11 protein-coding genes are annotated in these 15,467 nt (G+C 66.4%); 4 read left to right on the top strand and 7 right to left on the bottom strand.

Annotated elements, in window-relative coordinates; genetic code table 11:
- The 4 genes from FOB72_RS16620 to FOB72_RS16605 form a co-directional block, all read right to left on the bottom strand.
- Window positions 1-1,485 (bottom strand): efflux transporter outer membrane subunit, encoded by a 1,485-nt coding sequence (locus FOB72_RS16620; RefSeq protein WP_150373586.1) that lies wholly within the window; start codon window positions 1,483-1,485, stop codon window positions 1-3.
- Entirely contained in the window at window positions 1,482-4,655 is a 3,174-nt protein-coding gene (locus tag FOB72_RS16615) for an efflux RND transporter permease subunit (protein ID WP_150373585.1), read from the bottom strand. Before FOB72_RS16615 ends, FOB72_RS16620 begins: the two co-directional genes overlap by 4 nt.
- A gap of 12 nt (window positions 4,656-4,667) precedes the next feature.
- Window positions 4,668-5,900, bottom strand: a complete 1,233-nt coding sequence (locus FOB72_RS16610) for an efflux RND transporter periplasmic adaptor subunit (protein WP_150373584.1) — start codon at window positions 5,898-5,900, stop codon at window positions 4,668-4,670.
- A 174-nt stretch (window positions 5,901-6,074) separates the two neighbouring features.
- Window positions 6,075-8,531, bottom strand: coding sequence for a carbohydrate-binding family V/XII (locus FOB72_RS16605; RefSeq protein WP_150373583.1), 2,457 nt, complete (start codon window positions 8,529-8,531; stop codon window positions 6,075-6,077).
- 242 nt (window positions 8,532-8,773) lie between these two features.
- On the opposite strand from FOB72_RS16605, the gene FOB72_RS16600 reads away from it, so the two are divergent.
- On the top strand, window positions 8,774-9,910 hold the full coding sequence (locus FOB72_RS16600; protein ID WP_150373954.1) for a metallophosphoesterase: 1,137 nt from the start codon (window positions 8,774-8,776) through the stop codon (window positions 9,908-9,910).
- Between the two features lie 36 nt (window positions 9,911-9,946).
- Here FOB72_RS16600 and ettA read toward each other — a convergent pair whose 3' ends face one another.
- A complete protein-coding gene (gene ettA / locus FOB72_RS16595; protein ID WP_150373582.1) occupies window positions 9,947-11,614 on the bottom strand; it encodes an energy-dependent translational throttle protein EttA in 1,668 nt (555 codons plus the stop codon).
- A gap of 134 nt (window positions 11,615-11,748) precedes the next feature.
- Here ettA and FOB72_RS16590 point away from each other — a divergent pair, with 134 nt between their 5' ends.
- A complete protein-coding gene (locus FOB72_RS16590) occupies window positions 11,749-11,970 on the top strand; it encodes a hypothetical protein (RefSeq protein WP_150373581.1) in 222 nt (73 codons plus the stop codon).
- Window positions 11,971-12,019: 49 nt separating this feature from the next.
- Window positions 12,020-12,538: a M48 family metallopeptidase gene (locus FOB72_RS16585; RefSeq protein ID WP_150373953.1), complete on the top strand. Its 519-nt coding sequence runs from the start codon at window positions 12,020-12,022 to the stop codon at window positions 12,536-12,538.
- Here FOB72_RS16585 and FOB72_RS16580 read toward each other — a convergent pair.
- Together FOB72_RS16580 and FOB72_RS16575 are read right to left on the bottom strand one after the other, a co-directional pair.
- A complete protein-coding gene (locus FOB72_RS16580) occupies window positions 12,523-13,521 on the bottom strand; it encodes an endo alpha-1,4 polygalactosaminidase (RefSeq protein WP_150373580.1) in 999 nt (332 codons plus the stop codon). The genes FOB72_RS16585 and FOB72_RS16580 overlap by 16 nt on opposite strands.
- Before the next feature lie 132 nt (window positions 13,522-13,653).
- Window positions 13,654-14,721, bottom strand: coding sequence for a VirK/YbjX family protein (locus tag FOB72_RS16575; protein WP_150373579.1), 1,068 nt, complete (start codon window positions 14,719-14,721; stop codon window positions 13,654-13,656).
- Between the two features lie 20 nt (window positions 14,722-14,741).
- Here FOB72_RS16575 and FOB72_RS16570 point away from each other — a divergent pair, with 20 nt between their 5' ends.
- Window positions 14,742-15,458, top strand: coding sequence for an HAD family hydrolase (locus FOB72_RS16570; RefSeq protein ID WP_150373578.1), 717 nt, complete (start codon window positions 14,742-14,744; stop codon window positions 15,456-15,458).
- Window positions 15,459-15,467: the final 9 nt, after the last annotated feature.

Below are 15,467 nucleotides of genomic sequence, written 5' to 3'. Positions count from 1 at the left end.
TCAGCGTGACGACTGCCGGTCGGCCGGCGGCGGCAATTGCCGCGCATCGCCGATCATCCCCGCATCACGCACCTCGCCCGGCACCGCGGGCCATCCGCCGCCGAGCGACTTGTACAGTGCGGCCACGCCCGTCAGCACATCGACCTGCCCCTGCACCGCCGCCAGCTGTACCGAATACAGTTTCTCCCGCGCGTCGGTGACCTCCAGATAGCTGGTGTAGCCGCCCTCGTAACGGGCATTGGCCTGATCGGCATAGATCACGAGCGCCTGCTCCTGCCGCCGCAGGCTCGCGAGCCGGACACGCGATTCCATATTGGCCGCGAGCGCATTGTTCACATCCGCCAGCGCATTGAGCACGCTCGCCTGATACGCGAGCATGGCCTGATCGCGCACGGATCCCGCGCTCTGCACCTGCCCGCGAATCGCGCCGCCCTGGAAGATCGGCTGCGTGATGCCCGCCCCCACGCCCCATACGCGCGACGCGCTATGCCACAGCGCCCCGGGCGTGGCGGCAATCGCGCCGAACATGGCCGACAGATCGACGGTCGGCAGATAGAGCGCCTCCGCCGCGCCGAGCCGCGCATTCGCGGCCACGGCGGCCTGCTCGGCCTGCAACACATCGGGACGGCGCGACAGCAGCATCGCGGGCATGTCGGGGCCGACAGCGGGCGCCTGCAGCGCATCGAACGGCTTGCCGCGTTCGATCGGTCCGGGCTCGCGGCCCAGCAGCACCGACAGCGCATTTTCGGTCTGCGCGATCGATGTGCGGATCGGCGGTATCGAAGACTCCGCCGCGTAGTAGTCGTTCTCCGCCTGTACCAGTTCCACCTGCGACACCACGCCGCCTTCGAAGCGCTGCCGGAAGATATCCACCGCCTTCGCGCGGACGTCGAGCGTCTGCCGGGCGATCTCGAGCTGCGCGTCGAATCCTCGCAGCGTCGCATAACCCTGCACCACCGAGGCCGCGAGCGCGAGCACGGTGCCGCGCCGCGTGTACTCGGCATTCCAGAGATCGGCTTCCGCGCCCTCTGCCTGTCGGCGGATGCGGCCCCAGACATCGAGTTCCCAGCTGGCATTGGCCACGAGCTGGTAGCTGTTGCGCGGCCCGCTGAACGCTTCGAGCGGCGTGCCGATCAGCGTGTTGAACGTGCCGCTGCGCTGCCGCGCGGCCGATGCCATTGCGCCGATCTGCGGAAAGAACGCCGACCGCGCGATCATCAGTTGCCCGCGGAACTCGTCGATGCGTGCCGTGGCGATGCGCACATCGTAGCTATTGCGCAGCGCGGTCTCCACGAGCGCGGTCAGCACGGGATCGTCGAACGTGTTCCACCATGCGCTGTCCGCCTCGATGGTCAGCGCGCCCGTATCGAGCCGGTAGTACGGGGGCGACGCGACCTCCGGAGGCTGGTAGTCGGGGCCGATCGCGCAGCCGGCGGCAAAAGCCCCGAGCGCCGCGGTCGCGAGCGCGAGCCGCCGCGCGATCATGGCGCCTCTCCGGCCGGCGGCGTCCCGGGTGTGCTATTCGCAGCCGGCGCCGCCTTGCCGCCGCGCGCGCGCCATTTGTCCACACCCGTGCCGATCAGCCACGAAAACAGCGGCACGAACAGCAGCGCGAGCGTGGTCGCCGCGAGCATGCCGCCGATGATGCCGGTGCCGATGGAATGCCGCGAGTTCGCGCCCGCGCCCGCCGCGATAAACAGCGGCACCGCGCCAAGAATGAATGCGAGGGACGTCATGACGATCGGCCGCAGCCGCAGCTTGGCCGCTTCCACGGCCGCGTCCGCATGCGACATGCCCTCCTTCTGCTTGAGCACCGCGAACTCGACGATCAGGATGGCGTTCTTGGCCGCGAGCCCGATCAGGGTCACCATGCCGATCTGGAAGTACACGTCGTTGGACAGCCCGCGCAACAGGATCGCCAGCAGCGCCCCGAAAATGCCGAACGGCACCGCGCTCAGGATCGATATGGGCAGCGACCACGACTCGTACTGCGCGGCGAGGATCAGGAACACCATCACGATGCCGAACACGAACACGATCGTCGTCGTATTGCCGGACTTCTTCTGCTCGAACGCCTCGCCGCTCCACGCGAAGCTGTAGCTTGCGGGCAGCGACTCGCGCGCGACGGCCTCCATCGCGGCCAGGGCCTGTCCCGAGCTGTAGCCCGCCGCCGCATCGCCGGTGATCTTTGCTGCCGGGAAGTTGTTGAAGCGCGAGAGCAGATCGGGCCCGCTCGCGTAACGCGTCTTCAGCAGCCCGGTGACGGGCACCATCTTGCCGCTCTGCTGCCGCACATAGAGGAACTGCAGATCGTCGGGGTTCGCGCGGTATTGCGGTTCGGCTTGCAGGATCACCTGCCACACGCGGCTGTACTGCGAGAACTGGCTTACATACAGCGAACCGAACTGCGTCTGCAGCGTGCCGTAGACATCGGCGATCGGCACGCCCATCGTCTCCGCCTTCTCCTTGTCCACCTCTACGCGCATCTGCCGAGACGCGGCCTGAATCGTGCTCGTCAATCGCCCAAGCTCCGGATGCGCCGCCGCGGCCTTGATGAAATTGCGCGTCACACCTTCGAGTTCGGCCGCATTGCCCGTGCCGCGATTCTGGATCCAGAACTCGAAGCCGCCCTGCGACCCGAGGCCAGGTATCGACGGCGGATTGACCGGAATGATGATGGCCTCCGGAATCGCGCGCAGCTTGCCGATCAGCGAGACGATGACCGCGCGCACGGACAGATCGCGCGTGCCCCGCTGCTTGAAACTCTTGAGGCCGACGAACACGGTGCCCGCATTGGTCTTGTACTGGCTGTCGATAAAGCTGTAGCCCGACAGCGCCGACGCATCTTCCACCGCCGGATGCTCGCGGAACATCGCCGCCACCTGCTGGGTGACCTTGTCGGTGCGGTCGAGACTGGCCGAGTCCGGCATCATCACCGCGACCAGCAGATAGCCCTGATCTTCGGGCGGCACGAATGCCGTGGGAATGCGCGCGAACAGTTGCCATACGGCGAGCAGCATGATGGCGAACATCAGCAATGCGAGCACCGCGCGCCGCATAAAGCCGCGCACCCAGTTGCCGTAGTGGTGCACGAGCCGGTCGAACTTGTCGTTGAACCAGACGAAGCCGCGCCATGGTGTGTGGTGGCCGGACTTGAGGATCATGGCCGCGAGCGCCGGCGACAGCGTCAGCGCGCAGAAGCCCGAGATGACGACCGAGACGACGATCGTCAGCGCGAACTGCCGGTACAACTGCCCCGTGGTGCCCGAGACGAACGCCACGGGAATAAACACGGCCGACAGCACGAGCACGATGGCGATGACCGGGCCCGTCACCTCCTCCATCGCGCGTAGCGTGGCCTCGCGCGGCGACAGATGGAACTCGGCCATATTGCGCTCGACGTTTTCCACCACGACGATGGCATCGTCGACGACGATCCCGATGGCGAGCACCAGCGCGAACAGCGTCAGCAGGTTGATCGAGAATCCGAGTGCAAGCAGCCCCGCGAAGGTCCCGATGATCGACACGAACACGGCGAGAACGGGGATCACCGTTGCCCGCACGTTCTGCAGGAAGATGAACACCACGAGCACGACCAGCACCACGGCTTCCGCCAGCGTGTGCACCACCTCCTCGATGGACGCGCTCACGAACTCGGTGGTATCGAGCGACACCTTGTACGCGATGCCCGGCGGGAACGTCTTCGACATATCGTCGAGCGCGCGGCGCACGTCCTTCGCCACCTGAATCGCGTTGGAGCCCGGCTGCTGGTAGACCGCGATGATCGTCGCGGGCTTGCCGTTCAGCGACGAGCGCAGCGTGTAGAGCTGCTGGCCCACCTCCGCGCGGCCGACGTCGCGCAGCCGCACGATGGCGGCCCCCTCGTTGTCCGCGCGCAGGATGATGTTGTCGAACTGCTCGGGCGACGTCAGGCGCCCCGGCGTGACGAGCGGAAACGACAACTCCACGGGCCGCGCGTTCGGCGCCTGCCCCACGCTACCCGCGCCGAACTGCTCGTTCTGGCTCTGCACCGCGCGCTGCACGTCCTGCGCGGTGATATTGAGCGCGGCCATGCGATCGGGCTTGAGCCAGATGCGCATGGCGAGGTCGGCCGAGCCCATGATCTGCGCCTGGTTCGCGCCGTTGATGCGCTTGATGGCATCGAGCACGTACAGGTTCGCATAGTTGTTGATGTACTGCTGGTCGAAGCGACCGTCGGGCGAGTGCACGGCAATCAGCAGCAGAAAGCTCGACGAGCGCTTCTGCACGTTGATGCCGGTCTTCTGCACGGTGTCCGGCAGCTGCGGCAGCGCGAGGTTCACGCGGTTCTGCACCTGCACCTGCGCGGTATCGGGATCGGTGCCGATATCGAAGAACACGTTCAGCGTCATCGAGCCCGTGGGCGACGATGTCGACTGCATGTAGATCATGTTGTCGGCGCCATTGACCTGTGTCTCGATCGGCGCGGCGACGGTCTGGGCCACGGTATCGGAGTCCGCGCCCGCGTAGGTCGCGGTGACGGTGACCTGGGGCGGCGTGATATCGGGATACTGTGCGATGGGCAGCGCGAACATCGCGACGCCGCCACCGATGACGATGACCAGCGACAGCACGATCGCGAAGATCGGACGCCGGACGCAGAAGGCGGAGATCATGGCGGTCCGGGCTCAGCGAGATGGCGTGGGTTGCGCGGCCGACGCTGGTGCCGCCGATGCCGGGGCCATGGCGCCGGAGGCCGCACCGACGGGCGCGCTTCCCGCGCCCACCGCCGCCAGCGGCGCCTCGCCGGTGACCTGCACCGGCGCACCGGCCGTGAGCTTGCCCGCCCCATCGACTACGACGGTCTCCCCCGCGTCGAGCCCCTGCGCAATGCGCCACATCGGCCCCGACAACTCGCCGACCGTCACCGGCCGTGGCTGAGCCTTGCCCTCCTTGTCGACGATAAACACGAGGTCGCCCTTCGGCCCATGCATGACCGCCCGCTGGGGCACGACGATGGCATTGGGCCGCGAGGCCCCGCCGACCAGCACGCGCACGAACTGCCCGGGCTGCAATTCGTTGTTCGGATTGGGCATCTCCGCGCGCACGAGGAACGTGCCCGTCTGCTGGTTGTAGGTGGCGTCGGCAAACGTGATGCGGCCCTTGTGCGGATACTCGGTGCCATCGGCCAGCACGATCGACACCGCGTAGTGCCGGTCCGGCGGCACCACCAGCTGCCTGTTCTGCTGTTGCGCGCGGAACTCCAGTGTCTGCGGCTCGGAGATACTGAAATTGATCCGCATCGGCGTCAGCGTGGACACCGTCGTCAGCAGGCTGTTGGTCGGACTCACGTAGGCGCCGACCGGCAGCACGCCGAAGCTCGACACGCCATCGACGGGCGAGCGCACATAGGTATAGGAGAGATTGAGCTTCTGCGTCTCGACCTCGGCCGTGGCCTGCTCCACGCCCGCCGCGGCGGAATGAAACTGCCCCGTGGCATCGTCGAGATCCTTCTGCGACAGCGCGTTGCGCTCCGCGAGCGGCTTTACGCGCGCGAGGTTCGAGCGCGCGACGTCGAGCCGTGCCTTCTGCTGCGACAGCTGGGCCTGCGCGGCATCGAGCTGGGTCTGAAACGGCTTGTGGTCGATCTCGAACAGGACCTGGTTCTCCCTGACCATCGCGCCTTCCACGTAGTTGCGCTTGATCAGGAAGCCGGACACGCGCGCGCGCACATCCACGGCCTGGTCGCTCTGCGTCTGGCCGACGAACTCGAACGTCACGGGAAGATCCTGCGCGCGTGTCTGAAACACCTGTACGGGGACGGCCTGCGCGGCGGCCGGAGGCGGTTCCTGCTTGCCGCAGGCGGTCATCCACAACGCCATGCAGCCGAGCAGCGCGCTGGCGCGCCTGGGCCCAATCATCGGCGTCGATCGGACTCGCCCCATCGTTGCCCGCTGCGTCATCTGGCCGCTCCCTCGTTTGCCGGCGCGGCATCCGGTCATCGCCGGCCCTGCCCACGCCACTGTCCGAGGTTACGTCCGCACCGCCCACGCGACCATTCAAAGTTTTCGGCGACGAGTTAAGCGGATTCGAAGCTAGCGGCGAAAGCCGTGAAACCCGCCGCCACCGAATCGTCCACCGCCGCCGCCCCCTGCAAAGCGTCCGCCACCGCCCGCACCCGCGCCGCCAAAGCGCCCCTGCCATTGCTGCGCCGCGCCGGCCGTGCGCTGGTCGCCGAGCTGCCGCGCATGCTGCTGGCTATCGAGCCCGCTGGTGACCTGTCTTGTCGATTCGGCGTTGGCATTATTCGACTGCACAGGCTCCCAGCCATTCGACGTGTGCTTCTGCCATCCATCGTCGGTCCGTTGATAGACGTTGCCATCGTGGCCCGCATACACGTTACCGTTGTTCCAGGCCACCGCGTTGTCCTTGCTCGGATTCGCGACCACGCCGCGACTGCCCGCCGTCTGCGCGCCCGTCTGCGTGTTGCCCGTGACGCCGGCCTCCGCCGCGCCGATACGTCCGGTCTGCGCGTTGTAGCCCGCCACCTGACGGCCGGCCGCATAGTCGCCCGTCGCCGCATTGCCGACGACGCCCCCGCGCCCCGCGCCCGCGCTGCCCGTGGACGGATTCGAGAATGAGCCCTGCCGCCCCGCCGCGTAGTTGCCCGAGTACGGATTGAACGCGGCCCCACGGCTCCCCTGAAACTGCGCGCCCGTCGCGGGGTTGTAGCCCGATGCCGCCGCGCCGCGCCACTGCGTGCCCGTCCACGCGTTCCAGCCCTGCGCGTGCGTGACCGTGCCCTGCCCCCATCGGCCATAGACGTTGGCCTGGTTCACGTTCACGTAGTTCCATCCGTACGCGCCGCCCCAATAAGGTCCCCAGTAAGGCGTGGCCGCGCCCCAGATCGCACCGGCCGCAAACCCGAACGCAAACCCTTCGGCCATGCCGATACCGAACCCCGCGCCGTAGCCATAGGTCAGGGGATAGCCGTAGTACACGGTGCCCACATAGGGCGGGTACACATAACCGGTGCCATAGACCACGGTGCCTGCTGGCCCGACCACCACGCCCATATAGCCCGGCGTATAGCCGACCACGACGACATCGGGCGTCACCGAGTAGATGCGCACGTACGTCACGTAGTACAGCGGCGAGCTAGGGGGCATCGCGTAGATCGCGGCCGGTACCTCGGTGGCCACGCTCCACGGTCCCGTGGGCGACGGCGCGGCAAACCAGATGCCGTTGGCCACCGCGAAGAAACGCCCGCCCACATCGATTACCGGCGTGCCGGTATTGGCGGCGTATTGCAGCGACGTGCCATCGATCGCCTCGAAGCGCGGCGCGCCGTCGTACGCCACGGTCAGCGACGCCTTCGCGCGCGATACCGACGCGGTCTGCGGAATGTTCGCGGCGATCTCCGCCTCGCGTGCCTGCGGGGTGCCCGGCACCGACACCAGCACGTTGGCCTTCGGATCGTTCGGCGAGATCTTCGCAAAGTCGGCCGGCAGCTGATCGCCGGGAACATACTCCCATGGCCCGGTCAGCATCGGCGCGCGAAACCATCGGCCCGACAGCAGCAGGTACGACTGATTCGACGTCGGGTCGACGAACACCGCGTGGTCGGCATTGGCCACGGTCAGCAGTCCCACGCCGTTCACGGGCGCCATCTGCGGCGCGCCGTTCGTCACGATCAGTTCTGCCGGACGCGTGGCAAGCAGCACGGCGGGCGCCGACGGCGGCTTGCGGCCATCGGCGGGCAGCATCGGGTCCGGCTTCGGTGCCTCGGCCTTGCTGGCCGCGGCGAGCAGCGACGCCGGCGGCGTCGGCATCGGCTCCCATGCCCCGCCCGCGGACTCGGAGCGGTACCAGTACCCCGCGGCTTGCAGAAAGAGTTCGCCCGACTCGTCGCGCAGCAGCAGCGCGCGGCTGTTGAGCGCGCGCTCGTAATGGCTCCCCGCCATCCTGCGCCAGGCCGGATCGCCATCGACGAGCACGAGCACCGTCGGCGTGGTCGCGAACAATATCTGCGGCACATCGTTGCGAACCGCCACGCGCTGGCCCTGCGCGATCTGCTGCGCCACGGCATAGCTCGCCTGCAGCTGCTCGAGCGGCACGGTCAGCCCCTGCGGCGGCAGTTGCGCGATCAGCGCCTGCCGCACCTGCTCGGCGGCATCGGGCCGCGTGGGCACGTCCACGCTGTCGATGCGCAGCTGCGACAGCTGGACGAGGCCCGATGGCTTGTCGATATCGGCGGTGGCCGAGAACCGGGCCACGCCATAGGTGGGCGCGCCGTCCTTCGGTCCCACCGCGACCGCCGCGCGGCCGCCAAGCTGATTGCCCTCCCAGCGCTCGATCTGCGGCTGATAGACCTCGATATGCTGGCCCGCCGCGTCGAACTGCCGCGGCCACTGCAGCGAGGCACGCGCGGCGGCGGCTTTGGACGCGGTCGGCGCCGCCACGGCGGGCGGCGGCGTCAGCCACCACAGTGCCGCGACCAGACAGGCGGCGGCGCGGAAATCGAGACCTAAGTCGTAACGGATGCGTGGCATACGGGTTCGCGCTCCATGATCGGTGCCTCAATCTAAATTAGCGCGTATTCCGGAACAATCGGACACAAAAAACTTCAGAACGCGCCGGAATTCCTGCATATCGGCGCGCGGAGGTCGCGATCCGCGCCAAACCAGTGCATGACGGGTGCGTGGCGGGCGACTTCGCATCGCGCCCTTGAAGCCGCGCGCATCCGGCCTCATTTCAGCCAGATGTCTCCTCTCGTGGAAACACCATGAGCTCCATGCGTCCGCGCCGCGCGATTCTGTTCTCCGCGCTGACCCCGATCCTGCTGCATTCCTATATCGGCTTCCGGCTCGTGCCGGACCTGCCGGGCCCCATGGCCATCAAGGTCGCGTTTGCGATCTTCCTCGCGATCTCCGCGCTGCTGGTGCCCGCGGGCATGCGCGCGCGACGCTACGAGCCGCCCTGGGCGGACCGTATCAGCTGGATCGGCATGCTGGCGATGGGGCTGTTCTCGTCGCTACTGGTCCTCACGTTCCTGCGCGACATCTTCCTGCTGGTTTCGCTATTGGCTGGATGGCATACACCTGCCTTGCTGGAAACCAGCGCGGTAGTGCCCCCCGTCCTCGCCCTCGTTGTCAGCGCGATCGGTTTCTTCAACGCGCGCGGCGTCGCGAAGGTGGTCGAGGTCGATGTACCCGTGGCGGGGCTGCCGGCCGCGCTCCAGGGGTTCACCATCGCGCAGATCAGCGATATTCACGTGGGGCCGACGATCAAGGGCCCGTATATCGACCGCATCGTCGATCGCGTGAACGGCCTCGATGCCGATGCGGTGGCCATTACCGGGGACCTCGTCGATGGCAGCGTGCGCGACCTGTCGCGGCATACGGCGCCGCTGGGACGGCTCGCCTCGCGTCACGGCACCTTCGTGGTGACGGGCAACCATGAGTATTACGCGGGCGCGGAAGCGTGGATCGACGAGCTTCGGCGCATCGGCCTGCGCGTCCTGCTCAACGAACATGTGGTGGTGGAGCGCGACGGCGCGTCGCTGGTGCTGGGGGGCGTGACGGATTTCACCGCTGGCCAGTTCATCCCGAGCCATCGGAGCGACCCTGTGCAGGCGCTCACCGGGGCGCCGGCCGATGCGGCCGTACGCGTGCTGCTGGCCCATCAACCGCGCAGCGCGCCCGCCGCGGCGGCGGCCGGATTCGACTTGCAGTTGTCGGGACACACGCATGGCGGCCAGTTCTGGCCATGGAACCTGTTCGTCCCGATGCAGCAGCCGTATGTGCACGGGCTGCGGCGGCATGAGCGGATGTGGATCTACGTCAGCCGCGGCACCGGATACTGGGGCCCGCCGAAACGGTTCGGCGCCCCATCGGAGATCACCCGGGTGCGGCTCGTTGCGGCCAAATGAAATGGCCCGAGCCGCTGCCCGCAGCGATCACCCGCTTCAACGCGTGATGGGCTTGTAGCGGATACGCTTCGGCTTCGCGGCCTCTTCGCCAAGGCGGCGCTTCTTGTCCGCCTCGTACTCCTGATAGTTGCCCGCGAAGAACTCCACGTGCGAATCGCCTTCGAACGCGAGGATGTGCGTGGCGATACGATCGAGGAACCAGCGATCGTGGGAGATGACCATCACGCAGCCCGCGAACTCGAGCAGCGCATCTTCCAGCGCGCGCAGCGTTTCCACGTCGAGGTCGTTCGACGGTTCATCCAGCAGCAGCACGTTGCCGCCCGCGATCAGCGTCTTGGCCATATGCAGACGGCCGCGCTCGCCGCCCGACAGCGTGCCCACCTGCTTCTGCTGGTCGCCGCCCTTGAAGTTGAAGCGGCCGATATAGGCGCGCGACGGCGTTTCGTAGCGGCCCACGGTCAGCACGTCCGCGCCGCCCGAGATTTCCTCGAACACGGTCTTGGTGCCATCGAGCGCATCGCGGCTCTGGTCCACGTACGCGAGCTTCACGGTCGGCCCGATCTTGATCTCGCCGCTATCCGGCGTTTCCTTGCCCGTGATCATGCGGAAGAACGTCGACTTGCCGGCGCCGTTCGGGCCGATGATGCCGACGATGGCGCCCGGCGGCACCTTGAAGCTCAGGTTGTCGATCAGCAGGCGGTCGCCATAGGCCTTGCTCACGCCGTCGAACTCGATGACCTCGTTACCCAGGCGCTCGCCCACCGGGATAAAGATTTCCTGCGTCTCGTTGCGCTTCTGGTATTCCTGGCTGTTCAGTTCGTCGAACCGCGCGAGACGCGCCTTCGACTTGGCCTGACGGCCCTTCGGGTTCTGGCGCACCCACTCCAGTTCCTTCTGCAGTGCCTTCTGGCGCGCGGACTCGCTTGCCTCTTCCTGCTTCAGGCGATTTTCCTTCTGGTCCAGCCACGAGCTGTAGTTGCCCTTCCAGGGAATGCCATGGCCACGGTCGAGTTCGAGAATCCACTCGGCCGCGTTGTCGAGGAAGTAGCGATCGTGGGTCACGGCCACCACGGTACCCGGGAAGCGCGTAAGGAACTGCTCGAGCCAATCGACCGATTCCGCATCCAGGTGGTTGGTCGGTTCGTCGAGCAGCAGCATGTCGGGGCGCGACAGCAGCAAGCGGCACAGCGCGACACGGCGCTTTTCACCGCCGGACAGGTTGCCGACCTTGGCATCCCACGCCGGCAGGCGCAGCGCATCGGCCGCGATATCGAGCTGCAGTTCGGCATTGTTGCCGTCGCTGGCCGACAGGATCGCCTCGTACTTGGCCTGCTCGGCGGCCAACGCGTCGAAGTCCGCATCGGGCTCGGCATACGCGGCGTAGATCTCGTCGAGCTTCTTGCGTGCCTCGAACACGCCGCCGAGCGCCGCTTCCACGGACTCGCGCACGGTCTGCTCGGGATCGAGCTCGGGCTCCTGCGACAGATAGCCGATATTGAGGTTCGGCATCGGCGTGGCTTCGCCCTCGATCTCCTGATCGAGGCCCGCCATGATCTTCAGCAGCGTGGACTTGCCCGAGCCGTTCAGGCCCAGCACGCCGATCTTGGCGCCCGGAAAGAACGACAGCGAGATGTCCTTGAGAATGTGACGCTTGGGCGGAACGATCTTGCCCACGCGATTCATGGTGAAAACGTACTGAGCCATGGCAGCGGTATTGGGTGGAATTGCGATGGGCGAAGTGTAGCAGGCGGACCGTGAAGCGCCCTTGCATCGGCGATCGCCCGCCCCCATTACAATACGGCCCTCGGATTCCGATCCGCATTGCCACCACACGCCCGATGAAGCCCGCCCTGACCCTGAAGTTCAAGTGCAAGAAGTGCACGAAGCCCGTCACGCTGTACCTGCAAAAAACCTCCGCCTGCTCGCATATCACGCCCTATCAGGGCTTCTGCAAGTGCGGCGAGCTGATGCGCCACGCCACCGGCGACAAGGATGCCGTCGAGTCGTTCGTGAACTCGTTCGACAACAGCTGGATGCACCACCATCATCACCACCACTGAACGGTAGCCGTACGTCATGGAAAGCTGGCGCCTGACCGCGAAAGATCCGATGCGTTTTCTGGGGGGATACCCGGCGAACGTGCTCGACCAGGTGCGCGCGATGATGGCTGCCGGCAAGCTCGGCGAGCATATTGCGCGGCGGTATCCGCAGCGGCATACCGTGCAGACGGACCGCGCGCTCTACGACTACACCACCGAGCTGAAGCAGGAATACCTGCGCAGCGCGCCGCCGCTGCACAAGGTGGGCTATGACGCGCGGCTCGATACCGCGCAGCATGCGCTCGGCCTGCATACCGCGATCTCCCGCGTGCAGGGCGGCAAGCTGAAAGCCAAGAAGGAAATCCGCGTGGCGTCGCTGTTCAAGGACGCGCCGCCGGAATTCCTGCGCATGATCGTCGTGCATGAACTCGCTCACCTGAAGGAGAGCGATCACAACAAGGCGTTCTACCGGCTCTGCGAACATATGGAGCCGCACTACCATCAGCTCGAGTTCGACACCCGCCTGTATCTGGCGTGGCGCGAACTCGATGCGGCGCAGGGCAAGGCGCCGGCTCAATCGCAGCTGTAGCGGTATCCGTCGTTGAGGCTCAGCGGCAGCACCAACGTTCGCAGATTCAACGCCCGCGCCGAGGCGCACAACGGCGCGCGCGTGGCATCAACCTTGTACTTCGTGTCGTACTCCACCTGAAACACCGGCTTGCCCTGCGTGGTGAACGCGGAGTACACCCCGCACTCGTTGTACTGGAAGCACTGCTCGTTGACGGCGAAGTCGAAGTCCGAGGCAAGCTGCGCCACCTGATCCACGTCGTTCTTGAGCCCGATGGCCAGCCCGCGCGCATGCGCCTGCGCGGCCAGATAGCGGTTGTAGTCGAGCTGCGTGGCGGCCGTGAGCGGCAGGCCCGTGTTGTTGGTATAGCCATCGACGTTGTCGGTGTCGATGCCGTCGCAACCCTTGGCCTTGGCCATATCCATGCGCGCCGCCATGATCGCGCGCACGTTGGCCGAACGCGTATCGAGCCAGCGTTCGCCGGGCCAGCCCGAGAGACCGTTGCCCATGTCGCTGGCCTGGAACTGCCCGAAGTCCGCGCGCCAGTTCTCGCTGCTGCCCGCGGAGAAATAGCAGACCACGCGCTTGCCCTGCGACTTCAGCAGATTGATGGTCGCCTGCGGCGTGTCGTACATGTCGATGTCGTACACGGCCGCGTTGTAGCCGATATTGGCCGTGCCCTGCAATTGCAGCTGCCAGGTATCGCCAAGCTGCGGCACCCAGCGCGAGGTCGTGGGTTGCGTGCCGGCGTTGGTATTGCCGGTATTCCCGCTGCCGGCATTCCCGCTGCCGGTATTCCCCGTGCCGGTATTTCCGCTGCCGTTCGATCCACCGGATGCCGTTCCGGAGGTCGTCCCGGAGGTCGTATTGGTACCAGAGCTATCGCTCACGCGCACGGTCGAACCGCCCGAATCATCCCCGCCACCGCCGCATGCGGTGAGCGCACCGCTCGCGCATGCGGTCAGCAGGCACACGAAGGCCTGGCTTGTGAATTTGCCAAACATAACGCCCCTTCAGTAACAGCCCCGAATAGTGAGTGCCCGTCCTGTCGTCCGGATGGGATCGCGGGGCGGGTCGTCGATGTATTTGGGGATCGATTATCTATTGGGGGTCTTACGGAATGTGCGCTGCCGAACTTAAGCCGCGGCGCAATGAGGCGAGAATGCAACAACGTGCGTCCGATCAATGTAACCAGACGTAACGAGCACTTCCTGAAGCGATATTTCCAGCGCTTGCTCGAGCGCATAGCGGCGCCGATACTGCGCGCGCTTGTGCGACGGCACGGCCTCGATCGGCTTGCGCGGAAGGCTCGCCGGTAACCGGTAATCGGCGCCCACTCGGGTCGCGCCCATCTCCTCCCAGAAATCGTCGAAGTCCGCCCGCACGCGACCGCGTGTGCGCGCGTTGTCCTGATAGATATGCGCGTCGTTGGGAACGCCGAGCAGCTGGCGAATGCCCGAGTGCGCGGCAAACGCGTACAGGGCAACGAGCAGCGCCTGCTTCGGTCGCAGTCCATGCAGATCGCGCGTGGCCTGGCGCTGCAACGCGAGCGCATCGTCATTGCGGAGCCCCTGCATGCAACCGATATCGAGCGCGAGACCGTCGCCAAAGCGATGCACCGCAAACGCCGCGAGCATCAGCGGCGCATCGTCCATCATCAGCGCCATCGCCAGTTCGCCTTCCTTGCCATTGCGTCCGGCCGTCATCAGCTCAATGCGATAGGTCGCGGAGAGCCGCGCGAGCACGACACGCCCGTCATGCAACAGGGCACTCGTCACTGCCGGCGACAAGGCGTCACGCATCCAGCGATAGTGATCGAGCAGATAACAGAGCTTTTGCGCGGTGGATAACGCGGTCCGCAGATAAGGCCGCTGCAGCCGAAACATCAGCGACCGATCGTGCCGCGCCATCTCGCGCATGCGCGCATCGGAGAGAACAAAGCGCGCCCATGCGCAGGACGCGCGATAACTCGCCATCGCGCGCAACAGGTACTTCCAGTAGTCCCTGCTGAACACGGAAGTGGCGACGAACGACGCCGACGCAATTAGCAACAACAGCGGAAGCTTGCCGAACATGACACCCACACGGCACGCCGGCCGTCCTCGCAAAACTTCCCACTCTAGGGAGCCTGCGCGGGCTTTCCATCGGCTAATGCTTAAACGTTTACACTGTCGATGCTTTTCCGCTTCCTGCCACGGCGCCACATCACGCGCGCCGACTGCCCATGCCTCTGAAACACATCGCCGCCATTTCCCTCGACCTCGACGACACGCTGTGGCCCTTTCTGCCCGCGGTGCTCGGTGCCGAACAGGCGCTGCACGACTGGCTGATCGCGAACGCGCCGGGCACATCCCGCACGCTGACCACGCCGCAGTCGTTGCGCGAACTGCGCATCCGGTTTCAGGAAGAACGTCCGGACCTGAGCCATGACATGCGCGCATTGCGGCTGGGGTCGATCCGCTGGGCACTCGAACACGCCGAAGAAGATGTCGCACTGGCCGAAGCCGCCTACGACGTGTTCTTCGCGGCGCGGCAGCGCGTGGCGTTCTACGAGGACGCGCTGCCCGCGCTGCAATGGCTGAGCGCGCGGTACCCGCTGGTGGCCGTATCGAACGGCAATGCCAACCTGCAGGTCACGGGCGGCCACGAGTATTTCAAGGCGGCATTCAGCGCGCAGACGTTCGGCAGCGGCAAACCCGAAGCCGCGATCTTCCATGCGGCGGCGGAGGCCGTGGGCGTGGCGCCCGAACGCATCCTGCACGTTGGCGACGATGCGGATCTCGATGTGGTGGGGGCGATGAGCGCGGGCATGCATGCCGCATGGGTCGTGCGCGGCGAGGTGGGCGAGGCGCCGGTCCCGGTGAAGTGGGACCGGACCACGCCGGCGCCGCACCTGATCGTGTCGGACTTGACGGCGTTGTGCCGGGCGTTGGAACGATAGGCTCGCTCG

The organism is Cupriavidus pauculus (genome assembly GCF_008693385.1).
Lineage (GTDB): Bacteria > Pseudomonadota > Gammaproteobacteria > Burkholderiales > Burkholderiaceae > Cupriavidus > Cupriavidus pauculus_D.
Note: the sequence above shows the minus strand (reverse complement) of the source record. Positions and strands in the feature narration are given on the sequence as shown.